General features: G+C 64.5%; 22 protein-coding genes, 3 tRNA genes and 1 other RNA gene. 14 read left to right on the top strand and 12 right to left on the bottom strand.

Annotation, left to right across the window (positions count from 1 at the left end):
* Window positions 1-4: 4 nt before the first annotated feature.
* Complete coding sequence (gene tkt, locus OU999_03425) at window positions 5-1,978, bottom strand: transketolase (protein WAC24254.1); 1,974 nt, start codon at window positions 1,976-1,978, stop codon at window positions 5-7.
* A 246-nt stretch (window positions 1,979-2,224) separates the two neighbouring features.
* Here tkt and OU999_03420 point away from each other — a divergent pair, with 246 nt between their 5' ends.
* The 5 genes from OU999_03420 (at window position 2,225) to OU999_03400 (ending at window position 3,787) form a co-directional block, all read left to right on the top strand.
* Window positions 2,225-2,383: a hypothetical protein gene (locus OU999_03420; protein ID WAC24253.1), complete on the top strand. Its 159-nt coding sequence runs from the start codon at window positions 2,225-2,227 to the stop codon at window positions 2,381-2,383.
* Window positions 2,384-2,388: 5 nt separating this feature from the next.
* Window positions 2,389-2,766 (top strand): cell division protein ZapA, encoded by a 378-nt coding sequence (locus tag OU999_03415; GenBank protein ID WAC24252.1) that lies wholly within the window; start codon window positions 2,389-2,391, stop codon window positions 2,764-2,766.
* Between the two features lie 8 nt (window positions 2,767-2,774).
* Window positions 2,775-2,931: non-coding RNA, 6S RNA (ssrS, locus tag OU999_03410), on the top strand.
* Window positions 2,932-2,975: 44 nt separating this feature from the next.
* Complete coding sequence (locus OU999_03405) at window positions 2,976-3,581, top strand: 5-formyltetrahydrofolate cyclo-ligase (protein WAC24251.1); 606 nt, start codon at window positions 2,976-2,978, stop codon at window positions 3,579-3,581.
* Window positions 3,578-3,787 (top strand): DUF2842 domain-containing protein, encoded by a 210-nt coding sequence (locus OU999_03400; GenBank protein WAC24250.1) that lies wholly within the window; start codon window positions 3,578-3,580, stop codon window positions 3,785-3,787. Before OU999_03405 ends, OU999_03400 begins: the two co-directional genes overlap by 4 nt.
* 71 nt (window positions 3,788-3,858) lie before the next feature.
* On the opposite strand, the gene OU999_03395 is transcribed toward OU999_03400, so the two are convergent.
* Window positions 3,859-3,935 (bottom strand) — tRNA-Asp (locus OU999_03395).
* Between the two features lie 55 nt (window positions 3,936-3,990).
* Window positions 3,991-5,160 (bottom strand): AI-2E family transporter, encoded by a 1,170-nt coding sequence (locus OU999_03390; GenBank protein ID WAC24249.1) that lies wholly within the window; start codon window positions 5,158-5,160, stop codon window positions 3,991-3,993.
* Between the two features lie 182 nt (window positions 5,161-5,342).
* On the opposite strand from OU999_03390, the gene OU999_03385 reads away from it, so the two are divergent.
* Window positions 5,343-5,810, top strand: coding sequence for a hypothetical protein (locus tag OU999_03385; protein ID WAC24248.1), 468 nt, complete (start codon window positions 5,343-5,345; stop codon window positions 5,808-5,810).
* 37 nt (window positions 5,811-5,847) lie between these two features.
* Here OU999_03385 and OU999_03380 read toward each other — a convergent pair whose 3' ends face one another.
* The 4 genes from OU999_03380 to thyA form a co-directional block, all read right to left on the bottom strand.
* A complete protein-coding gene (locus tag OU999_03380; protein WAC24247.1) occupies window positions 5,848-7,131 on the bottom strand; it encodes a dihydrolipoamide acetyltransferase family protein in 1,284 nt (427 codons plus the stop codon).
* 6 nt (window positions 7,132-7,137) lie between these two features.
* Window positions 7,138-8,142 carry an alpha-ketoacid dehydrogenase subunit beta gene (locus tag OU999_03375; GenBank protein WAC25337.1) on the bottom strand — a complete coding sequence of 335 codons (1,005 nt, stop codon included), beginning with the start codon at window positions 8,140-8,142 and terminating at the stop codon, window positions 7,138-7,140.
* Between the two features lie 26 nt (window positions 8,143-8,168).
* Window positions 8,169-9,443, bottom strand: coding sequence for a 3-methyl-2-oxobutanoate dehydrogenase (2-methylpropanoyl-transferring) subunit alpha (locus tag OU999_03370; GenBank protein ID WAC24246.1), 1,275 nt, complete (start codon window positions 9,441-9,443; stop codon window positions 8,169-8,171).
* A gap of 118 nt (window positions 9,444-9,561) precedes the next feature.
* Complete coding sequence (gene thyA, locus OU999_03365; protein ID WAC24245.1) at window positions 9,562-10,527, bottom strand: thymidylate synthase; 966 nt, start codon at window positions 10,525-10,527, stop codon at window positions 9,562-9,564.
* A 145-nt stretch (window positions 10,528-10,672) separates the two neighbouring features.
* On the opposite strand from thyA, the gene OU999_03360 reads away from it, so the two are divergent.
* Together OU999_03360 and katG are read left to right on the top strand one after the other, a co-directional pair.
* Window positions 10,673-10,749: transfer RNA gene (locus OU999_03360), tRNA-Pro, on the top strand.
* Window positions 10,750-10,957: 208 nt separating this feature from the next.
* Window positions 10,958-13,168 carry a catalase/peroxidase HPI gene (katG, locus tag OU999_03355; protein ID WAC24244.1) on the top strand — a complete coding sequence of 737 codons (2,211 nt, stop codon included), beginning with the start codon at window positions 10,958-10,960 and terminating at the stop codon, window positions 13,166-13,168.
* A gap of 502 nt (window positions 13,169-13,670) precedes the next feature.
* Here katG and OU999_03350 read toward each other — a convergent pair.
* The 4 genes from OU999_03350 to OU999_03335 form a co-directional block, all read right to left on the bottom strand.
* Window positions 13,671-13,871: a hypothetical protein gene (locus OU999_03350; protein ID WAC24243.1), complete on the bottom strand. Its 201-nt coding sequence runs from the start codon at window positions 13,869-13,871 to the stop codon at window positions 13,671-13,673.
* 14 nt (window positions 13,872-13,885) lie between these two features.
* The gene (gene folP, locus OU999_03345; protein WAC24242.1) at window positions 13,886-14,995 is read right to left on the bottom strand and encodes a dihydropteroate synthase; all 1,110 of its coding nucleotides are present in this window, start codon (window positions 14,993-14,995) and stop codon (window positions 13,886-13,888) included.
* Window positions 14,995-16,020, bottom strand: a complete 1,026-nt coding sequence (locus OU999_03340) for a site-specific DNA-methyltransferase (GenBank protein ID WAC25336.1) — start codon at window positions 16,018-16,020, stop codon at window positions 14,995-14,997. Before OU999_03340 ends, folP begins: the two co-directional genes overlap by 1 nt.
* A 349-nt stretch (window positions 16,021-16,369) precedes the next feature.
* Complete coding sequence (locus OU999_03335) at window positions 16,370-16,960, bottom strand: ribonuclease HII (GenBank protein ID WAC24241.1); 591 nt, start codon at window positions 16,958-16,960, stop codon at window positions 16,370-16,372.
* Between the two features lie 158 nt (window positions 16,961-17,118).
* On the opposite strand from OU999_03335, the gene OU999_03330 reads away from it, so the two are divergent.
* The 6 genes from OU999_03330 (at window position 17,119) to OU999_03305 (ending at window position 22,744) form a co-directional block, all read left to right on the top strand.
* A complete protein-coding gene (locus tag OU999_03330) occupies window positions 17,119-18,297 on the top strand; it encodes a PQQ-dependent sugar dehydrogenase (GenBank protein WAC24240.1) in 1,179 nt (392 codons plus the stop codon).
* A gap of 92 nt (window positions 18,298-18,389) precedes the next feature.
* Complete coding sequence (locus OU999_03325; protein ID WAC24239.1) at window positions 18,390-19,838, top strand: coniferyl aldehyde dehydrogenase; 1,449 nt, start codon at window positions 18,390-18,392, stop codon at window positions 19,836-19,838.
* Window positions 19,839-19,908: 70 nt separating this feature from the next.
* Window positions 19,909-19,992: transfer RNA gene (locus OU999_03320), tRNA-Leu, on the top strand.
* 120 nt (window positions 19,993-20,112) lie between these two features.
* Window positions 20,113-21,339 (top strand): bifunctional glutamate N-acetyltransferase/amino-acid acetyltransferase ArgJ, encoded by a 1,227-nt coding sequence (gene argJ, locus OU999_03315; GenBank protein ID WAC24238.1) that lies wholly within the window; start codon window positions 20,113-20,115, stop codon window positions 21,337-21,339.
* A gap of 5 nt (window positions 21,340-21,344) precedes the next feature.
* Window positions 21,345-21,953, top strand: coding sequence for a glutathione S-transferase family protein (locus OU999_03310; protein ID WAC24237.1), 609 nt, complete (start codon window positions 21,345-21,347; stop codon window positions 21,951-21,953).
* Window positions 21,950-22,744 carry an inositol monophosphatase gene (locus tag OU999_03305; GenBank protein ID WAC24236.1) on the top strand — a complete coding sequence of 265 codons (795 nt, stop codon included), beginning with the start codon at window positions 21,950-21,952 and terminating at the stop codon, window positions 22,742-22,744. Before OU999_03310 ends, OU999_03305 begins: the two co-directional genes overlap by 4 nt.
* 4 nt (window positions 22,745-22,748) lie before the next feature.
* Here OU999_03305 and trxA read toward each other — a convergent pair whose 3' ends face one another.
* Window positions 22,749-23,075 carry a thioredoxin gene (gene trxA / locus OU999_03300; GenBank protein ID WAC24235.1) on the bottom strand — a complete coding sequence of 109 codons (327 nt, stop codon included), beginning with the start codon at window positions 23,073-23,075 and terminating at the stop codon, window positions 22,749-22,751.
* Window positions 23,076-23,078: the final 3 nt, after the last annotated feature.

The following is a 23,078-nucleotide window of genomic DNA, read 5'->3' as shown; positions in this document are numbered from 1 at the left end:
GGTGTCAGCCCTGCCCCAGCGCAGCGCGCACGGCGGGGGTGATCTTGTCGGGCGTGAGGCCGAAATGGTCGAACAGCGCCTCTGCCGGCGCCGAGGCGCCAAAGCTGTCGATGCCGAAGCTGAGGCCATCGCGGCCGACATAACGTTCCCAACCGAAGGTAACGCCTGCCTCCATCGAGACCTTGAGGACATCGGCGGGCAGCAGGTCGTTGCGATAGCTTTCGGGCTGCGCATCGAACAGCGACCAGCACGGCATCGAGACGACATCCGCACCGATGCCGGCGGCCTCCAGCTGGTCGGCCACCGCCAATGCCAGCGACACTTCGGACCCAGTGCCGATCAGCACCACCTGGCGCTTGTTGCCCGCCACCTTGATGCGATAAGCGCCGCGCGCGCTCTGGTTGCCCTCGGCTTCGACACGGCGGAACTGGGGCAGATTCTGCCGAGTCAGCGCCAGCACTGTCGGAGTCGCCGACGCCTGGAGCGCAATTTCCCAGCATTCTGCCGTCTCCACCGCGTCACCGGGGCGGAAAGTGAGCAGGTTCGGCATCATGCGCAGGCTCATGACATGCTCGACCGGCTGATGGGTCGGGCCGTCTTCGCCCAGGCCGATGCTGTCATGCGTCATCACATAGATGACACGCTGGCGCTGCAGCGCCGACAGGCGGATCGCGGCACGGGCATAGTCGGAAAACACCAGGAAGGTGCCGGCATAGGGGATGACTCCGCCATGCAGCGCCAGGCCATTCATCGCTGCGGCCATGCCGAATTCACGGATGCCGTAATTGACGTAGCGGCCACCATAATTGGCGGCGCTGAACACGCCCAGGCCGGCGGTCTTGGTGTTGTTCGATCCGGTAAGGTCCGCCGATCCGCCCACCGTTTCGGGCAGGCGCGGGTTGATCGCTTCGAGCGCCAGCTCGGATGCCTTGCGCGTTGCGACCTTTTGCGGCTCGGCGAGCAGCGCGGCGACATGCTGCGACAGGCTGAAGCCGGCGGGCAGTTCGCCCGCCATGCGGCGCTTGAATTCTGCGGCCTTGTCCGATGCGGCGAGCCGTTCGGCCCAGGCGGCATGGGATTCTGCGCCGCGCCGGCCAAAAGCGGCCCAGCTGGCGCGAACATCCTCCGGGATATCGAACGGCGCATGCTGCCAACCGAGCGCCGCACGCGCGGCATCAACCTCGGCAGCGCCCAGAGGCGAACCGTGCGTGGCAGAAGTCCCCTGCTTGTTGGGGGCGCCCTTGCCGATCACGGTGGCGCAGGCGATCAGCGACGGGCGCGGATCGGCGACTGCTGCGCTGAGCGCAGCGCGGATCGAATCGGCATCATGGCCGTCGCAATCGACGACATGCCAACCGGCAGCGGTGTGGCGGGCGCGAATGTCTTCGCTGGTCGAAAGATCGGTCGCGCCATCGATGGTGATGCGGTTGTCGTCCCACAGCACATTGAGCTGGCCCAGCTTCAGATGGCCTGCAAGGCCGATGGCCTCGTGGTTGATGCCTTCCATCAGGCAGCCATCGCCGGCAATCACCCAGGTACGGTGATCGACGAGTTCGTCGCCGAATTCGGCATTCAGGTGCCGCTCGGCCATCGCCATGCCCACCGCCATGGCCAGCCCCTGGCCCAGCGGGCCGGTGGTGCATTCGACACCAGCCAGCTCGAAATTCTCAGGGTGACCGGCGCACGGGCTGTGCAGCTGGCGGAAATTGCGGATGTCCTCGATCGTCGGGCGCGCATATCCGGTGAGGTGCAGCAGCGAATAGATCAGCATCGATCCATGGCCTGCAGACAGCACGAACCGATCACGGTCCGCCCAATCCGGGGCGCTGGCATCGAACTTCAGATATTCGCCGAACAGCACGGTGGCGACATCGGCCATGCCCATCGGCATGCCGGGATGGCCGCTATTGGCAGCCTGAACCGCATCCATCGACAGTGCGCGAATGGCGTTGGCGAGATCTTGAAACTGAACGGACATCGCCCTTTGAAACTCCCTGCTGATCCTTGATCAGAGCCTATGTGCCTGCGCGAAATCAGGAATGTGCCTATGCATATCCGCAGGCCGAGTCGGCTTTGGCGTCACCCTTTGGTGTCCATGGTGCACCGCGTCAAGTTCCGCAAAAGACACAGTTTGTCCGAAAGTTGATTTTGCAGCATTTGTTGATAAGGTCATTCCATGGCAAATGAACGACTTATCCTTGCTATCGGACAATTGGAGCGAGCATTGACGCGGCTGGAATCGGCGCATGTCGGGCTCGCCGAGAACCTCCAGTCGCACACGATCGCAGCCAGCGATGAGTTGCTGGAGCGCCACGCGATGCTCAAGGCCGCTGCCGCCGACGCGCTGGTCGGCATTGATGCGCTGCTGGCCAAGGCGGAGTAAGCACCATGCCCGACATGCGCCTGACCATCGGCGGACGACTCTACAGCGTGACCTGCCAGCCCGGCGAGGAACAGCATCTGGCGCGGCTCGGCACGATGCTGGACACCGCCGCGCGCAAGGCCAGTGCCTCGGGCGGGCTGACCGAAACCCGCGCACTGCTGTTTGCCGGGCTGCTGCTGGCCGATGAGCTCGCCGAAACACAGGACCGCGCCGCCGAGGCGCTGGCGGCGCAGGCGGCCAAGGTCGAACCGGCAAAGCCGCAACAGGGCGACCTGCTGACGCATGACAATGATACCGAGATGGCAGCGCGTGCTATCGAGCGGTTGGCGCAGCGGATCGAGAATCTGGCAGCAGGGCTTGAGAACCAGACCGCACAGCCCTAAATCATATATCGGGACTGCCTGGTACGAGCTGCAGAGAACATCCCTGAGGCGATACATCTTCCAAGGGAGCTGTCCCTGTCCTGGCTCCGGCCAGAGGCACACGGCGCCCACCTGACGTTACTGGCGTCAGAGGATATTCCAGCAAACGGCCAAGGCGGTTCCACCCTTTGCCCGGCACGACCGGGCCAGCATTTCCCCAACAGCCAGGAATGGGCGAGCTTTTGACCGATGTGATCAGCCAGAAGCGCCAGATGCGTCGCGCGATGCGCGCGGCACGGCTGGCGCATTGGCAGGCCCTGCCGGATGCGCACCGCGCTCTGATCTTCGGCCGCCCTCCCCGCGCCATCCTGCCGCTGATCGAGCAGGCTGAGTTCGTCGGCCTGTATCGCGCCGTCCCCGGCGAGGTACCGACCCAGCGCTATGCCATGCACCTGCTGGATCTGGGCAAGATGATCGCGCTGCCCTGGACCCGCGAGCAGGCAGGGCCGATGCGTTTCCGCCTGTGGACCGGATCGGACGAAACGCTCGAACAGGGCCCCTGGGGTCCGCAGCCGCATGCCGCCATGCCCGAAGTGGTGCCCGACGCGCTGTTCATGCCGCTGGTGGCGTTTGACGACGCGCTCAACCGGCTGGGACAGGGCGGCGGCCATTATGACGGCTGGTGCGCCGCGCACCCCGCCACGCGGCGAATCGGGCTGGGCTGGACAGTGCAGCAGGCAGAGCGCGTGCCGACCGATGATCATGACATGCCGCTCGATGCGGTGATCACCGAGCAGCAGGTGCTGCTGCCGATCGAGGAAAGAGAATTTCGATGAAGCCGACCCTGCGCAAGCCCGTGGGCATTTTCGCCATCCTGGCCATCATCACGATCTGGGCGGTGATCGTCGCCAGCTTTTCCAGCATCATCGGCGGCTGGCACATCGCGGTGCAATCGGTGATCTATTGCGTTGCGGGAATCATCTGGATCGCGCCGATGCGGCCGCTGATGATCTGGATGGAAACAGGCCGCTGGCGGGCCTGATCTTTGCGAAATTTTTAAGGGGTTTCCAACGCTTGCGAGTGACCATTGGGGCGGAATATCCACCAGTCCAATGGCGCGAGTGACGGGGCTCGAACCCGCGACCTCCGGCGTGACAGGCCGGCGCTCTAACCAACTGAGCTACACCCGCATCGCGTTGGAGCGCTGCCACTAGAAGCGACCTCGCCGCCTGTCAACAGCCTCTTTCAATTTTTCCCGCGAACCGGCGAAAGTGGCTCTGTTGCTGAAGTTTCCGCATCGCGCGGTTGCCGCGTGAGCGTGCCCGATTCGAACAGGAAACCGGCGATATCCGGCTTGCCCGCCGCAGCCACGACGGTCTGGATGATGATCAGCAGCGGCACCGCGAGCAGCGCGCCGGTCGTGCCCCAGACCCAGGCCCAGTAGCTCAGCGAGACGAGAATCAGCAGCGGGTTCATCGTCAGCCTGCGGCCAAGCACCGCCGGCGTGATGAGATTCGCCTCGACCAGGTGAAAAACGATCTGCACGCTGGCGGGAATCAGCGCCGTGCCCAGATCGCCAAAGCTCATCAGCCCGCCCAGTGCCAGCAGTACCGCTGCGAGCACCGGCCCGAGATAAGGGACAAAGTTGAGCAGCGCGACGATGCCACCCCACATCGCAGGCGATTCCATGCCCAGCATCCACACCACCACGCCAACCGACAGGCCCAGCAGCAGGTTGATGACGGTGATCGTGGTAAGATAGGCCGATGTCGCCGAGACGACATTCTGGATCACCCGTGCGGTCGCCATCGCGCCAGTAAAGCTGCCACGGCTGTTGATGGCGTTCTCACGCAGCTTGGTCCAGCCGGCCAGGAAGAAGAAGATCAGCAGGATGACGAACGCCATCTGCAAGGCCACGCCGGGCGCGGCGCTGGCGAACAGGTCGAGCAGCGATTCGGGTGAACTGGTCGCCGCAGCCTGCGCCTTGACCATCGATCCCGACACCAGCCGCGTGGTATCGTCCACGAACCGCTGCAGATCCGAATAGAGATCGATCAGCGGGGCAAGGTTTTCCATGATCTTGGGGATTCGGTCGGGCAGCGCCAGGAACCAGTCGGTCGCCGGCACCACGATCACCGCCAGCGCGCCGTTGGCGATCGTCAGGAACAGGACGAGGCACAGGAACGCCGCCGCCATGGAAGGCAGGCCCCTGCGCTCCATCCATTCCAGCGCGGGCACCAGCGCGATCGACAGCACGATGGCGACGGCGAGCGGCAGGAAGAACTCCGCCCCGGCGCGCATCGCGAAGGGAAAGGCCAGGAACAGCGCAACGCCAGCGATCAGCGCCAGCGCCGCCAGCAAGCGGTCGCGCCGCAGTTCATCGGTAACCGTGCGATCGGATGGAGGTAAAGACATGCGCAACAGGGCCCTTGGCCCGAAAACCGGGCAGGTTTCGGCTATATCCGTCCAGCATGCTGGGCACAATCCGGCGGCGCGGATTCATACTTCCTGCCAGAGCGTTAACCATATGTTGGAAGATGGGCTTTACCGATCTTGTCAGCCGGACTTCTCCCGGCGGGGGCAAATCGGGGTTTTGAATGCTTCTGCGCACCGCAATCGCGCTGTCCGCCATGCTGACGCCTGTGGCGGCCATGGCATCGGGCGATGTCATGACCAAGTCTTCCATCTTCGTGGAGCGAATCGCACCGCAGGGCAACGGCGCACGACGGGTGCGGCTGGAACCGGCCCGCCAGGTCAGTTCGGGCGAGCGCCTGATCTATGTCGTCGAATATCGCAACACCGGCAACCGCCCGGTCCAGGGCTTTACCGTCACCAATCCCCTGCCCCGCACCGTGCGGCTCGACGAGACCGTCGATGGCAGCGAGATCGTGTCGATCGATGGCGGCCGCAGTTGGGGCCCTCTTTCGGCGCTGCGCGTGTCGCTGGGCAATGGCGGCTGGCGCCCTGCCAATCCGGAAGACGTCACGCACCTGCGCTGGCGCGTCGGCGACCGGCTGATGCAGGGCGAAACGCGCCGCGTCACCTTCCGCGCGATCGTGCGCTGAGACTATCCCCTCCCATCAGCGGGAGGGGGACCCACGTTCAATCCGCGAAGATATAGATCGGCGTCTCGATCCGGCGTTTGAGCGCCTGGACGAAGCTGGCTGCGTCATAGCCGTCGACCACGCGATGATCGCACGAGATCGACAGGTTCATCATCTTGCGAATGACCACCGTGCCATCGACCACCATCGGCCGCTCCACGATCTTGTTGGGGCCGATAATCGCGACTTCGGGCCGGTTGATCACCGGGGTCGTCGCAATGCCGCCCAGCGGACCCAGCGAGGTCAGCGTCAGTGTCGATCCGGACAGTTCCTCGCTCTTCGCCTTGCCACTGCGCGCCGCATCGGCAAGCCGCGCAATCTCGCTCGCCATGTCCCAGACGCTCAGGGACTCGGCACCGCGCAGCACAGGCACCATCAGCCCGGCATCGGTCTGCGTCGCGATGCCCAGATGCACCGCGCCGAAGCGGGTCACCACATTGGCCTCGTCGTCATAGCGCGCGTTGAGCATCGGATATTCGCGCAACGTCTTGCAGATCGCCGCGATCAGGATCGGCAGGGCAGTCAGCTTCGGCCGATTGCCGCGTGAGGCGTTCATCTCGCCGCGCATATCCTCCATCTTCGTGACATCGATTTCCTCGACATAGGTGAAGTGCGGGATATGGCGCTTGGATTCGGCCATGTTCTGCGCAATCCGCTTGCGCATGCCGATCACGCGGATTTCCTCGTCGGCGGCGCGGCCCGGCCCGGCGCGGGTGCCGCCATAGTTCAGATACGCGTCGAGATCGGCGTGGCGGATGCGCGCGCCTTCGGCCGGACGCACCTTGGCCAGGTCAATGCCCAAATCGCGCGCACGCTGGCGCACGACGGGCGAAGCCAGCACCTTGTCACCGGCCTCGCTGCCGCTCTGCGCAGGACGCGATGGTTCGACCGCTTCTGCTTTGGGTGCAGCGGGTGCGGGCGCGGCTGCAGGCGCAGCTACCGCCACCTGCGGTGCCTTGGGCGTCTCTGCCTCAATCACCTCGGGTGCCGGCGCGGGCGCAGGGGTGCTTTCAGCCGCAGGCGCATCACCGCCCGCCTCGCCTTCGATCTCGATCTCGACCAGCATCGAACCGATGGCGATGACATCGCCCTCGGCGCCTGCGACCCTGGTGACGATGCCGGACACCGGCGATTCCATCTCCACCGTCGCCTTGTCGGTCATCATGTCCGCGATGCGGCCGTCTTCCTCGACTCGGTCGCCAATCTTGACGTGCCAGGCAACAATCTCCGCCTCGGCAATGCCTTCGCCGATATCGGGCAGGTTGAAGGTATAAGTGGCCATGGCGGGTCAGTCCTTCATGATCTTGGCAATGGCGCGACCGATGCGGATCGGGCCAGGGAAATATGCCCATTCCAGGCTGTGCGGATAGGGCGTGTCAAAGCCGGTGACGCGCTCGACCGGCGCTTCGAGGTGATAGAAGCAGCGTTCCTGCACCAATGCGGAAAGCTCGGCACCAAAGCCGCTGGTCCGCGTCGCCTCGTGCACGATCAGGCAGCGCCCGGTCTTCTTCACCGACGCCTCGATCGTCTCGATGTCGAGTGGCAGCAGCGTGCGCAGATCGATGACTTCGGCATCGACTTTGTTCGCCTCGACCACGGCCAGCGCGACATGCACCATCGTGCCATAGGCCAGGATGGTCAGCCCCTCGCCTTCGCGCACGACATTCGCCTTGCCCAGCGGGATGCGATAATGGCCAGTCGGCACCGACGAGGCCGCATGCTTGGACCAGGGTTCGACCGGGCGATCATAATAGCCGCTGAACGGGCCGTTATAGATGCGCTTGGGCTCGAAGAAGATGACCGGGTCATTGTCCTCGATCGCCGAGATCAGCAGGCCCTTGGCGTCATAGGGCGTTGAAGGGATCACCGTCTTGAGACCCGCGACATGGGTAAACAGGCTTTCGGGGCTCTGGCTGTGCGTCTGACCGCCGAAAATGCCGCCGCCGAAGGGCGAGCGCACCGTGATCGGCGCAATATATTCGCCCGCCGACCGATAGCGAAGCCGCGCCGCTTCAGAGATCAGCTGGTCGATGCCGGGATAGATATAGTCTGCAAACTGGATTTCGGGCACCGGACGCAGGCCATAGGCGCCCATCCCCACCGCGACGCCGACAATGCCGCACTCGCTGATCGGCGTGTCGAACACGCGCGTCTTGCCGTATTTCTTCTGCAGGCCCGCGGTGCAGCGGAAAACGCCACCGAAATAGCCCACGTCTTCGCCCATCACCACGACATTGCCGTCGCGTTCCATCATCACGTCGAGCGCGCTGTTGATCGCCTCGATCATGTTCATCGTGCGGATGTCGCTGTCCGCCGTCATCACTTCGGCCATTTTGCGGCCCTTTCTTCCAGCGCCTGCGCCATCTGTTCCTGCAGATGCCAGGGCAGTTCCTCGAACACATCCTCGAACATCGTCTCGAACGGCTGGTGCATGCCATGACCCAGCACGCCGTTCTTCTCGGCCTCCTTGGTCGCGGCCTTGACCATCTCGGCGAGTTCCAGGTCCATCGCGGCATGGCGCGCGTCGTCCCAGATGCCCAGACCAATGCAATGCTGCTTCAGCCGGTGGATCGGATCGCCCAGCGGCCATTCGGCGCTTTCCTGCGCGCTGCGATAGGCGGACGGATCGTCCGAGGTGCTGTGCCCTTCGGCGCGATAGGTGAAATGCTCGATCAGCGTCGGGCCCTTGTTGGCGCGCGCGCGCTCGGCGGCCCAGCGGGTCGCGGCATAGACCGCCAGCGCATCATTGCCGTCGACGCGCAAGCCGGCAATGCCATAGCCCAAAGCGCGCGCGGCAAAGGTGGTCCGCTCGGCGCCGGCAAAGCCCGAAAAGCTCGAGATCGCCCATTGGTTGTTGACGACATTGAGGATGACCGGCGCGTTGTAGACCGAGGCAAAGGTCATCGCGCTGTGGAAGTCCCCTTCTGCCGTCGAACCCTCGCCGCACCAGCAGCTGGCGATGCGCGTGTCTCCCTTGATCGCGCTCGCCATCGCCCAGCCCACGGCCTGCGGATATTGCGTGGTGAGATTGCCCGAAATGGTGAAGAAGCTCAGTTCGGGCACCGAATACATGATCGGCAGCTGACGGCCCTTCAGCTTATCGCCCGCGTTCGAATAGATCTGGTTGACCATCTCGACCAGCGGATAGCCGCGCCACATCAGGATGCCCTGCTGGCGATAGCTGGGAAAGACCATGTCATCGCCCTGCATCGCGGCAGCGGCGGATACCGACGTCGCTTCCTCGCCAGTGCACTTCATGTAGAAACTGGTCTTGCCCTGGCGCTGCGCCCGATACAGCCGCTCGTCGAACGCGCGCGTCAGCGCCATGGTACGCAGCAGCTTGAGCAGCGTTTCGGATGAAAGCCGCGGGTCCCAGGGCCCGACCGCCTTGTGTTCATCATCAAGCACGCGCACCAGCCCAAAGGCCAGATCGCGCATATCGTGCGGAGAAACCGCCTCGTCAGGACGCGCTATGCTGCCTGCAGCCGGGACAACGACATCGCTGAAATCGACCGGATCGCCAGGGCGCGAGCGAGGCTCTGGAACGTGCAGTGCTAGCGGCTGCAGGTTCGTGCGGGCTGGACCTTCGGCCATCAAATATCCTCTCGGGCTGGCGTGCAACGCGCCGGGAGGGCTCTTGATGGCCTTTCGACTAATTGCACTGTCGAGACATATTATTTCAAGATTCTCGATAGGTCAATAGTGCTGCCCTTCACACCGCGACCGGCGCTGCGATATGCGCCTGGGGGGCATAATCGCGCACCTCGAAATCCTCGATCCGATAGTCGAAAATGCTGTCCGGGCGACGCACGATATCCAGCCTGGGCGCGCCCGCGGGGGTTCGGGCCAGCTGGGTTTCGACCAGTTCCTGATGGTTGAGGTAAAGGTGCACGTCGCCGCCGTTCCAGATCAGCTCGCCCGGCTCCAGATCGCATTGCTGCGCCAGCATGCGGGTGATCAGCGCGGCGGAAAAGATGTTGAACGGCACGCCCAGCGCCAGATCGCACGACCGCTGGTAGAGCAGGCCGGTCAGCTTTCCGTGGGCGACAAAGAACTGATAGGTCTTGTGGCACGGCGGCAGCGCCATCTGGTCGAGCTCGGCGACATTCCAGCCTTCGAAGATATGGCGGCGCGACCCGCGATTGTGGCGCAGGCTTTCGACCAGCTCGGCAATCTGGTTGATCCCCTGCTCGCGCTGGCGGAACAGCCCCTCGCCTGCCGGTTCGTAAACCGGCCAGTTGACCCATTGCTTGCCATAGACCGGCCCCAGATCACCCCAGCGTTCGGCAAAAGCGGCATCAGCGATGATTCGCGCCTCGAACGCATCGCGATCGATCGCCTCGCCCGTGGCCTTGCGATAGCTGTCGAGCGGCCAGTCGGTCCAGATATGCACTCCCTGCTCCACCAGCGGACGGATATTGGTCTCTCCGGTGAGGAACCACAGCATCTCGCGCGCTGCGGCCTTCCAATAGACTCGCTTGGTGGTCAGCAACGGGATGGCATTGTCCGCAAGGTCGAAGCGCATGTTCGCCCCGAACAGCGAACGCGTGCCCACGCCGGTGCGGTCCGAACGTTCATGCCCGCGGGTCCAGACCTGCCGCATCAGGTCCAGATACTGCCATTCGAAATGATCCTGCGCTGCCGCATCGGGCGCGCGACTCTGCAATGCGCTATCCATGACATGGTGCCTAGCATGGCGCCCCGCCCGCCGTCACCGCCGCCCCCCAAAGAAAAGCTCAAAAGGCCGCTTGCAGTCTGCGAAACCCGTGGCTATAGGCACGCCCCTGCCTCCCAGGCGCCGCAAGGCACCATGAAGTCTGGGTCGGGGAGTAGCTCAGCCTGGTAGAGCACTGTCTTCGGGAGGCAGGGGCCGGAGGTTCGAATCCTCTCTCCCCGACCATTTATCTATAACGTCATCTGCAAGCCGCCCGAACCCATGATCTCTGGGTTCGGCGCTGCGTCGATCCGCGTGTATGTTACAGCCGGACAGCTTTTGTACAAACGCGACTTAATCGACCAGGTCGATTGAACTGACCCAGTTTGATCGTTTCATCCTGTCATGGAACTTTCCTATGTTAGCGTCATTCGATTGATGAAGGAGAAACGCCATGGACATGAAGACGGGTAGCGTAGGCAAGAACGGCGGCATGGGCGGCAATTGCCCGTTTTCGGGCAAGGACGGCGGCGTTCGCGCGCTGCTCGGGCGGACCAACCGCGATTGGTGGCCTGATGCCCTGCAACTCGACATCCTGACGCAGAACGGCACCTCGCCCGACCCGATGGGGCCGGATTATGATTATGCGGAAAGCTTCAAGCAGCTCGATTATGCGGCGCTGAAGGCCGACCTGACCGCGCTGATGACCGACTCACAGCCCTGGTGGCCCGCCGATTACGGCCATTACGGCCCCTTCTTCATCCGCATGGCCTGGCACAGCGCGGGCACCTATCGCACCGCCGACGGGCGTGGCGGATCGAGCAGCGGGCAGCAGCGCTTTGCCCCGCTCAACAGCTGGCCCGATAACGGCAATCTCGACAAGGCACGCCGCCTGTTGTGGCCGATCAAGCAGAAATACGGAAAGCATATCAGCTGGGCCGACTTGTTCATCCTCACCGGCAATGTCGCGATCGAATCGATGGGCGGCCCGGTGTTCGGCTTTGGCGGCGGCCGTGCCGATGTGTTCGAGCCCGAGCGCGACGTCTATTGGGGCACCGAGGAAGCCTGGGTCGATACCGGCGCGGAAACCCGCATCCAGCCCGACAAGGGATGGGAGCTCGAAGCCCCGCTGGCCGCGATCCAGATGGGCCTCATCTACGTCAATCCCGAAGGTCCGGGCGGCGTGCCCGATCCGCTGCAGTCGGCGCGCGACATGCGCATCACCTTCGATCGCATGGCGATGAACGACGAGGAAACCGTCGCGCTGACCGCTGGTGGTCACGCCTTCGGCAAGGCGCACGGTGCGGTGCCCGCCGATCAGCTGAGCGGCGCGCCCGAATCCGAGGCAATGCAGCTGATGGGCTTTGGCTGGGCGACCGATGCTGAGCAGATCGAGCGCGGCCATATCACGACGTCGGGCATCGAAGGCGCCTGGACGCCCAACCCCACGCAATGGGGCGGCGACTATTTCCGCCTACTGTTCAAGTACGACTATGAGCTCGTCCGCAGCCCGGCGGGTGCGCAGCAGTGGCAGCCGATCAACCCGGACCCGGAAGACATGGCGCCCGACGCGCGCGATCCTTCGAAGAAGGTGCCGACGATGATGACCACCGCCGACATGGCGCTGAAGATGGACCCGGACTATCGCAAGATTTCCGAACGCTTCCGCGACGATCAGGCGGCGCTCGACGATGCCTTTGCCCGTGCCTGGTTCAAGCTGACCCATCGCGACATGGGGCCCAAGGTCCGTTATCTTGGCCCCGAAGTGCCGGCTGAAGACCTGATCTGGCAGGACCCTGTTCCGGCGGGCTCCACGCCTTCCGACGCGGCGGTCGAAGCGTTCAAGACGGCGATCCTGGCGAGCGGCCTGCCGATGAGCGCGCTCATCAAGGCGGCCTGGGCGTCGGCCTCAACCTATCGCCGCAGCGACCATCGCGGTGGCGCGAATGGCGCGCGTGTCCGCCTGGCCCCGCAAAAGGACTGGGCGGTGAACGATCCGGCGGAACTGGCGACGGTCCTGGCGAAGATCGAGGAGCTGCGCGGCGAACTGTCGGTCGCCGATGCCATCGTGCTGGCGGGCAGCGCGGCGGTCGAAAAGGCGGCGCGTGACGCCGGTTTCGATGTCTCGGTGCCGTTCCTCTGCGGACGCGGCGATGCAAGCGATGAGCAGACCGACGCCGAGAGCTTCGAGCCGCTCGAACCGCGCGCCGATGCCTTTCGCAACTATCTTGCCACCCGGCAGACCGTGAAGACCGAGGAGATCATGCTCGACCGCGCGCATCTGCTCGGCCTGTCGATCCCGCAATTGGCAGTTCTGGTGGCGGGCCTGCGCGTGCTGGGTGCCAATGCCGGCAACAGCAGCAAGGGCATGCTCACCGATCGTCCGGGCCTGCTGACCAACGACTTCTTCGTCAACCTGCTCGACATGCGCACGGCCTGGAAGACCGTCGACGAGAGCGGCGACGAAGAGTTCGTCGGCTGGGACCGCGCCACCGGCGAAACCCGCTGGCACGCCACGCGCACCGACCTCGTCTTCGGCTCCAACTCGCAATTGCGCGCGGTGTCCGAAGTCTATGCCGAACGCGGCAACGAGCTGAAGTTCGTGCAGGACTTCATCGCCGCCTGGGTGAAGGTCATGAACGCCGACCGGTTCGATGTGGAATGAGCTGGTGCTGAGCTAAGCGAATACAGAAGCCCCGGGCAGCGATGTCCGGGGCTTTTTTGTGGCGAACCTCGGTGACTGCTCCCCTCCGCTCAGCCTGAGCTTGTCGAAGGCCCCGCTATATGGCCAGGGTGGGCGCGGGTCCTTCGACTTCGCGGGCTGACGCCCGCGGCTCAGGATGAGCGGGGATGCTTTGGGGCCGCTTGAATTGAAGGTTGAGTGATGCGCGTTCCCCTCCCTGCAAGGGAGGGGTTAGGGGTGGGTCGGCGTCTGGGTCCACCGTTGCTGGCGCGCTGCGCGCGCTCACCCACCCCCTGCCCCTCCCTTGCAGGGAGGGGAGTTCTGGTGGTGCGTATCGGGGCGGGCCGGTGAAGCCCTCTCCCCTTTAGGGGGGAGGGTTGGGAGGGGGGAATGCGCATCGCGCTGCCCCCTCTCAGCTGCGGCTAATCAGCGTTGCTGATAAGCCTTCGCATCTCTCCCCTGAAGGGCAGAGAGCGGACCTAATTTACTTGGGCGTTTCCGTCTCCGCCAGCGATTGCCCGCTCTTCGTCGGCATCGACCAGATCACGACATTCGCGATCATCACCACCGCGAGCACCAGCATCAAAGCGGGCTGCTTGCGCTGGCCGCGGCGGAACAGAGCGATCGCGCCGAAGATCAGCGCGATGGCGGTCAGCATGGCGATGGAGAGGACGAAGCTGGTCATGCCCGAGCCCTCTGTCAGTCCAGACCCGGCACCGTCAAGGCGGCATCGCGCAGGCCGCGCCAGACGCGGGCGGCCTGAACGGTTTCGGGGACGTCATGGACGCGGACGATCTGTGCGCCGCTGCCGATGGCGCTCATCGCCAGCGCGACCGATCCGCCGAGCCGCGCATCGACCGGGGCCTCGTTCGACAACGCGCCGATCATCCGCTTGCGGCTCGCGCCGAACAGGATCGGCTGGCCGAGTGCGTGGAACAAAGGCAGCGCATTGATCAGCGCCAGATTGTCGGCGAGCGACTTGCCGAAGCCGATGCCCGGATCGACGATCACCTTCTCGCGCGCCACGCCTGCCGCGACCACGGCGGCAACGCGCGCCTCCAGCCAGTCGAAGACATCCGTGACGACATGGCCGTAGCCGCCCCCCGCATGCGGGTTCGCCCCCTGCGACGGCGCGTGCATCAGCACCACCGGGTAGCCAGACCGCACGACGACATCGAGAGCGCGATCATCGTAGAGCAGCGCCGAGACGTCATTGACGATATGCGCGCCCGCCTCCAGCGCTGCCTCCATGACGGCGGCCTTGCGGGTATCGACCGAAAGGATCGCGCCGCTGTGCGCCAGCGCCTGGATCGCGGGCACCACGCGAGCAATCTCGTCGCCCTCCCACACCACCGGCGCGTCGGGCCGGGTGGATTCGCCGCCGATATCGATCAGCGAAGCGCCTGCGGTCAGCATCGCGAAACCGGCGTCGCGCACCCCTGCGGGATCATCGGTGAACCGCCCGCCATCGGAAAAGCTGTCCGGCGTGACGTTCAAGATACCCATCACCTGCGGCTGATCAAAGCGCAGCACGCGCTCGCCCAGTTGCAGCGACGGATGCGCGCGCGACAGGTTGGCGAACTGGGCCTGCGCACGCTCGGCCTGATCGGACGGCAGCGCGTTCAGCGCCTCGGCAACGCGATCTACCGGCACGATCTGCCGTGCGACCAGCCTGCCGCCCTCATAGCTTTCCAGCGCGACCAGATGGCACCAGACCAGGCTGTGCCCCAGCCGGATCGTCGCCCCGTCGAAGGTCTGCGGGCTTTCCGCCAGACCCACGGGGCGCACATAGACGCGCGCGGCGCTCATCACGGCTCGGTGGCAAGCAGATAGGTCTGGCGCAGGCTGTCGAGTGGCTTGAGGCCGTCATCGGTCTCGATATGCCACCAGGTCCAGCCGTTGCACGACGGCGCGTTCTGCAGCAGCGCGCCAACCTTGTGGATCGAACCGCTATGCTCGCCCGAGAGCAGCGAGCCATCGGCGCGGATCGTGGCGCGGTGCTTGCGCGCCTTGTCACACACCACGGTGCCGACGGGGACATAGCCTGTCTCGACCAAAGTGCCGAAGGCGACGCGCGGCTGGCTCTTGGGCGACTGCATCGTCTTCAAGCCCGATTCATCGAGCGGCAGCGCGGCGGCGATGCGCTCTTCGGCGACTTCGCAATAGATGGGATCGCGCTCGCAGCCGATCCAGTCGCGGCCCAGACGCTTGGCGACCGCACCGGTGGTGCCGGTACCGAAGAACGGGTCGAGAACGACATCGCCCGGATTGGTGCAGGCGAGCAGGATGCGATAGAGCAAGGCCTCGGGCTTCTGCGTCGGGTGCGCCTTGGTGCCGCCGCGCTTCAGCCGCTCCTGGCCGCCGCAGATCGGCAGCACCCAGTCGGAGCGCATCTGCAGCTCGTCGTTGAGCGTCTTCATCGCGCGATAGTTGAACGTGTATTTCGACTTCTCGTCGCGCGACGCCCAGATCAGCGTCTCGTGCGCATTGGTGAAGCGCGTGCCGCGGAAATTGGGCATCGGGTTGGCCTTGCGCCAGACGATGTCATTGAGGATCCAGAAGCCCAGATCCTGCAGCGTCGCGCCGCAGCGGAAGATATTGTGATAGCTGCCGATCACCCAGAGCGAGCCATCGGGCTTGAGGATGCGGCGCGCCTCGGTCATCCATTCACGGGTGAAGCGGTCATAGGCGGCAAAGGTGTCGAACTTGTCCCAGTCATTGTCGACCGCATCGACGCGGCTGCCCTCGGGGCGATAGAGATCGCCGCCCAGCTGCAGGTTGTACGGCGGATCGGCAAAGATCATGTCGACCGAGCCCGTCGGCAGGCGGCGCATCTCTTCGATACAGTCGCCCTTCAGGATCTGGTTGAGCGGCAGTGCCGGGCGCGGCGACACGCGCACACGCGGCGGCGCCTTGGCCTTGCGCGCCACAGGTGCCATCATTTCGCCGATCTGAACCATATTGTACCCCCCGCAAACCCTCGGAACAGGGCCCTGAATGAGTCCTTGGCGACCATCGGTCAAGGCCAAAACCCTAGGGAATCCGGGTGTTCAAATGGTTAACGGGTCATTGCCCATGCGGAACACAATGAGTCCAAATCCACATGTTGAGTCCCGTTAACCAGGCGAGACTCAACCACTGGTGGTGTTGCCGCGAAGACTCGGGCAGCAATTTTTTTTGAGGTCAGAGAAGACAGGCCTGCGCCACCGGGGCGAAGCTGCGGCGGTGATGCGGCGTCGGGCCATGCTGACGCAATGCCGCAAGGTGCTCGGCCGTGCCATAGCCCATGTTTCGGTCCCAGCCATATTGCGGGTGGTCGGCCGCGGCCGCGCGCATCATCCGGTCGCGCTCCTGCTTGGCCAGGATCGACGCGGCAGAGATGCACGGATGCAGCGCATCGCCCTTGACGATCGCCCGCGCCCGATAGCCCCAGCGCGGCAGGCGGTTGCCGTCGACCAGCACCTCGCCCGGAACCTCTCCCAGGGCGCTGACCAGCGTATCGACCGCGCGGGTCATCGCCAGCATCGTTGCCTGCAGGATGTTGATGCTGTCGATCTCCTCGACATTCGCCATGCCGATACCGAACACGCAGCGGGCACGGATTTCCGCCTCCAGCTTCTCGCGCCTGGCAAAGCTCAGCGTCTTGCTGTCGGCGAGCCCGGGAATTCCGTCCGGGCACAGGATGACGGCAGCGGCCACCACCGGCCCTGCCAGCGGCCCCCTGCCCGCCTCGTCGACGCCCGCTTCGAGCGCTGCGCTATCGATCATGGGCATGGAACCGGCGGACGTCATGAAGCGTCTGTGCCGCAAGCCCCTTGCGACCGCAAGAGGTGGCCCCCATTGAAAATTGCCGCATTGAAAACGCGGCCGAATCGTTTGCAATCTCCCCCCGGATAGCGATGATCGAACCCATGATGAACGGAGTTACACGGATGCACCGACTGACCCTTTGCGCAGCCCTGCCGCTCGCCCTGATCGCCTGCAACAGCAGCGACAAGGCCGTGGCCAGCGGAGAGGAAAGCGATGCCGTCGCCGCGATCTCGCCGATCGATACCGTGCCGTTCGACACCGCCGTGGTGACGCAGTTCGACGAGCCCTGGGCGATGACCTTCCTGCCCGATGGCCGTGCGCTGGTGACGGAGAAAAAGGGCAAGCTGAAGCTTGTCACCTTTGCCACCGACGGCAAGACCAGCGCGGTCGATGTCAGCGGCACGCCCGACGTCGCCTATGGCGGCCAGGGCGGATTGGGCGATGTCGTGATCTCGCCCGATTTCGTCAATGACGGCTATGTGTACCTGAGCTTTGCCGAAAAGGGCGAAGGCGATACCAGCGGTGCAGCCGTGGCGCGCGCCAAGCTGGTCATGGCCGATGATGGTGCCGCCTCGCTCAAGGACATGCAGGTGATCTGGCGGCAGGAGCCCAAGGTTGCAGGCAAGGGCCATTACGGCCACCGCATCGCCTTCGGCCCCGATGGCATGATGTATATCTCGTCCGGCGAGCGGCAGAAGTTCGATCCCGCGCAGGACCTCGACCAGAATCTGGGCAAGATCGTGCGCCTGACGCCCAGCGGCGGCATTCCGTCGGACAATCCGATGTACGACCAGGGCCGCATCAAGGCGCAGATCTGGTCCTATGGCCATCGCAACCCGCTGGGTCTGGCCTTCGACAGCGCCGGCAACCTGTGGAACAGCGAGATGGGGCCGCAGGGCGGTGACGAGCTGAACCTGGTCAAGCGCGGCACCAATTACGGCTATCCCAAGGTATCGAATGGCAATCATTACGACGGCCGCGACATTCCCGACCATGCCCCCGGCGATGGCTTCGAGCCGCCCAAGGCGTTCTGGAACCCGGCCATCTCGCCGGGCAGCCTGATGATCTATTCGGGCAACCTGTTCCCCGCCTGGAAGGGCAGCGCATTTCTCGGCGCGCTCGGTGCCCAGGCGCTGGTCCGCGTCAAGCTGGACGGCGACAAGGCGGAAAAGGCCGACAACTGGACGATGGAAGGCCGCATTCGCGAGGTCGAACAGGGCCCCGATGGCGCAATCTGGCTGCTGGAAGATGGCGCACGCGGTTCGCAGGGCCGGTTGCTGAAGCTTACCCCGCCCAAATAACCCCATCCCGCCCGGTAACCGGGCAAATGGCATTTCAATTCGCAACCTATCGCGATATGGCTCGTGTTAAACATATAACCGGGAGACGATGAATGGCGACTTTGGCAGACGCACCGCTCAAGGCGGATCAGCTTGAAGAAATTCTGGAGCGGCAGAAAAAGGCATTCCTCGCCGAACTGCCGGTGCCGATGGCGGCGCGCAAGGACCGCATCCGCCGCATGATGAAGCTGGTGCACGACAATGGCGATGCGCTGGTGGCCGCGATGAGCGAGGACTTCGGCCATCGCAGCGCCGACCAGTCGAAGATGACTGATATCGTTGCGGTGCTCAACTGCGCGCGTCATGCGCTCAAGCACATGGACGATTGGGCCAAGCCTGAAAAGCGCTCCGTGCAGTTCCCGCTGGGCCTGCTGGGTGCGCGCGCGCGTGTCGAATATCAGCCGCTGGGCGTGGTCGGCGTCATTGCGCCGTGGAACTTCCCTATCCAGCTGTGCCTCACGCCTGCCATCGGCGCGCTCGCTGCGGGCAACCGGGTGATGATCAAGAACAGCGAATATACCGAGAACACCTCGAACCTGCTCGCCGAGCTGGGGCCGCGCTATTTCGACGCGAGCGAGGTCGCATTCTTCACCGGCGGGCCCGAGGTCGGCCAGGCCTTTTCCGAGCTGCCGTTCAACCACCTGCTGTTCACCGGCGCTACCAGCGTCGGCCATCACATCATGCGCGCAGCTGCCAAGAACCTGGTGCCGATCACGCTGGAACTGGGCGGCAAGTCGCCCGCGATTGTCGGGCGCGGCGCAGACAAGGCCAAGGCAGCGCAGCGGATCACCATGGGCAAGATGCTCAACGCCGGGCAGATCTGCATCGCGCCCGACTATCTCTATGTCCCGCGCGAGGATGAGCGCGAGATCATCGAGAATATCCAGCAATCCGCCGCCACGCTCTACCCCACGCTGCTGACCAACGACGACTATACCGCCGTCGTGAACGAGCGGCACCACCAGCGGCTGACCGGATATCTCGACGATGCCCGGGAAAAGGGCGCAGAGGTGATCGAGGTCAATCCGGCGGGCGAGGATTTCAAGTCCGCCAACAGCCGCAAGATGCCGCTGCACATCCTGCGCAACGTCACCGACGACATGAAGGTGATGCAGGACGAAATCTTCGGCCCGATCCTGCCGGTCAAGACCTATGCGACCGTCGACGAGGCGATCGATTTCGTTAACGGCCGCGACCGTCCGCTGGCGCTCTATTATTTCGGCGAAAACCAGGACGAGGCAAAGAAGGTCACCGACCGCACCATTTCGGGCGGCGTGACCCTGAACGACACGATCTTCCACGTCGCGATGGAAGACCTGCCGTTCGGCGGCGTCGGACCCTCGGGCATGGGCAATTATCACGGGCTCGACGGCTTCCGCACCTTCAGCCATGCCAAGTCCATCTACAGCCAGCCGCGCATCGATGTCGCCAAGCTGGGCGGTTTCCTGCCGCCTTATGGCGATGCCACCAAGAAGGCGATCGCCCGCGATTTCAAGCTGTGATCATCTGATCGAGCGGCGGCTTTTGCGCCTTGCCTGACGCGGGCAAGGCGCTATAGGCTGCCGCTGCTGCGCGGGCGTGGTGAAATGGTAGACGCGCCGGACTCAAAATCCGGTTCCGCAAGGAGTGTCGGTTCGAGTCCGACCGCCCGCACCAGAATTTCCGGACAGCATTGGATCCCATCAGCATTGGCGGCGATACGCTGGCAAAGAGCTTGCGCTTGGCCAGATAGCGATTAGGGCCGCATCCAGTCTTTCTGATGGTCTGGACGGCAACATGACTCACCCGGTTTCCCCACTTGCGCTTCCCTTCCCCGCACTGCCCGCGATTGCCGGCGTCACGCCGCGCGTGGCGCGCGCGCACTACAAGGATTGGGACCGCTGTGACCTGAGCTTTGTCGAGCTGGTCGCCGGGACGAGCGTTGCAGGCGTGACCACGACGAGCAAATGCCCCTCGCCCGAGGTTGAATGGTGCCGCGCCGCCCTGCCCCAGGGTCAGGCGCGCGCGCTGATCGTCAGCGCCGGCAATTCCAATGCTTTCACCGGCGGCAAGGGCCGCGCGGCGGTGCAACTGCTGGTCGAAGCTGCATCGGCCCGCCTCGGCTGCGCAGCGGAGGAGATTTTCGTCTCGGCCACCGGCGTGATCGGCGTCCCCCTGCCGCAGGACAAGGCGCGGGCAGGGCTGGAGGCCGCGTTCAGCGCCGAACCTTGCGACTGGCGCGCGCTGACCGACGCCATCGGCACCACCGACACCTTCCCCAAGGCCGCCACGACCAGCGCGATGATCGGCGATACCAAGGTCCAGCTCATCGGCGTGATCAAGGGCTCGGGGATGATCGCGCCCGACATGGCAACGATGCTCGGCTATATCTTCACCGATGCCGCCATTGCTCCGGCGCTGTTGCAGGAGATGCTCGGCGCCGCCAACCGGCGCACCTTCAGCTGCATCACCGTCGATAGCGACACCTCGACCAGCGACACGGTGCTGGCCTTTGCCACCGGCCAAGCCGGGCATGCGCGGCTAGACAATATGGACAGCCCCGGCGCGGACGCATTTGCCGCCGCGCTCACCGATCTGTGCCGCCAGCTGGCGCATCTGGTGGTGCGCGATGGCGAAGGCGCGAGCAAGTTCATCGAAGTGCGGGTGACCGGCGCGGTATCCGACGAGAGCGCGCATCACATCGCGCTGTCGATCGCCAATTCGCCGCTGGTCAAGACCGCGATCGCAGGCGAGGATGCCAATTGGGGCCGCGTTGTCATGGCGGTCGGCAAGGCCGGCGAGCCCGCCGAGCGCGACCTGCTCTCGATCCGCTTCGGCGGGGTCGAGGTCGCCGCGCAAGGCGAGGTCGTCAACGGCTATGACGAGGCCCCGGTCGCCGCCCATCTCAAGGGCAGCGACATTCTGGTCGAGGCTGACCTGGGCCTAGGCGATGGCCGCGCCACCGTGTGGACCTGCGACCTGACCCATGGCTATATCTCGATCAACGCCGATTACCGGAGCTGAGCCGCATGCTGACCATCTGGGGCCGCCTCAACTCGCACAACGTCAAGAAGGTGGTGTGGGCGGCTGAAGAAATCGGTCTCGATTACATACGCCATGACGTCGGCGGGAAATTCGGCATGGATGAGGCCTATCTGGCGCTCAATCCCAATGCGCTGATCCCGACCATCGAGGACAACGGCCTGGTGCTTTGGGAATCGAATGCGATCCTGCGGTATCTGGCGCACGCTCATGCTCCGCACCTTTGGCCCGCCGATCCGCGCGAGCGCGCTGCGGCGGACAAGTGGATGGACTGGCAGTTCGGCTTTGCCGATGCCCAGCGCGATGTCTTTCTGATGCTGGTGCGCCAGCCGGTCGAACGGCACGATCCGGCGGTCATCGCCAAGGGTTCCGATGCAACGGCCAGGATGATGGCCATGCTCGACGCCCTGCTGGCCCAGCAGCCGTGGATTACCGGCGACAGCTTCGGCATAGCGGATATTCCGATGGGCACCTACGTTCATACGTGGTTTACTCTGGCCATGCCGCGCCCCGATTTTCCGCACCTGCGGGACTGGTACGAGCGGATGACCGCCCGCCCCGGCTATGCCGACAATGTGATGATCCCGCTGACATGATGCATCCGCTCCACGCTCCCGTTTCCGACCTGATCCGCACCGTCGCCCGCGAAGTGGTGCTGCATCACTATCAGGACCTCGCGCAGCACCAGATCGACGAGAAATCGCCCGGCGACCTGGTCACCGTCGCCGACAAGGAGAGCGAAAGGCGATTGAGCGCAGGACTGGCGGCGATCCTGCCGCATGCCAGCATCGTCGGCGAGGAAGCCGTAGCCGCTGACCCGGCGCTGATCGAGCGCGTCAACGACAGCACCGCGTGGATCATCGATCCCATCGATGGCACGCACAATTTCGCCCATGGCCACCCGCCGTTCGGCATCATCATCGCGCTGGTCGAGGGAGGCGAAACGGTAGCAGGCTGGCTCTACGACCCGCTAGCCGACCGCATGTGCCACGCCCTGCTTGGCGGCGGCGCGTATATCAACGAGCAGCAGGTGATGGCGCGCGAAAGCGGCGCAGCACTGCCGATTGCCGCGATCTCGACGATGTTCATCCCCGACGACCGCCGCGCTGCGCTGACGGCGGCGATCGATGGCCGATTCACGATGGTGGATATTCCGCGCTGTGCAGCAGAGCAATATCCCCGGCTGGTGCTGGGGCAGAATGACGTGACGCTGTTCGAGCGCACATTGCCCTGGGACCATGCCGCGGGCGTGCTGTTCACCCTGGAAGCAGGCGGCAAGGCCGCGCGGCTGGACGGATCGCCCTATCGCCCCGGCGACCAGCGCAAGGGCATGCTCGCCGCCGCCAGCCCAGCGATGTGGGATAAGGCAGCGGCGATCATCATCTGACGGCTCAGGCCGGAAGCGCGCCTTCCAGCCAGCTCTTCAGCGCGCTCTTGGGGGCTGCGCCGACCTTGGTTTCGACGATCTGGCCCTTGTCGAACAGGATCATCGTGGGAATGCCACGCACGCCGTATTTCGCGGGGGCATCGGGGTTGTCGTCGATATTGATCTTGGCGATGGTGACCTTGTCGGCCAGCTCGTCGCTGATCTCTTCAAGAGCGGGGCCGATCATCTTGCACGGGCCGCACCATTCGGCCCAGAAATCGACCAGAACGGGCTTGTCGGACTTCAGGACATCGGCTTCGAAGCTCGCGTCGCTGACTGCAGTGGTTGCCATGGG

Origin of the sequence: Blastomonas sp. SL216 (assembly GCA_026625625.1) — a bacterium.
In the GTDB taxonomy this organism is placed as follows: Bacteria; Pseudomonadota; Alphaproteobacteria; order Sphingomonadales; family Sphingomonadaceae; genus Blastomonas.
Note: the sequence above shows the minus strand (reverse complement) of the source record. Positions and strands in the feature narration are given on the sequence as shown.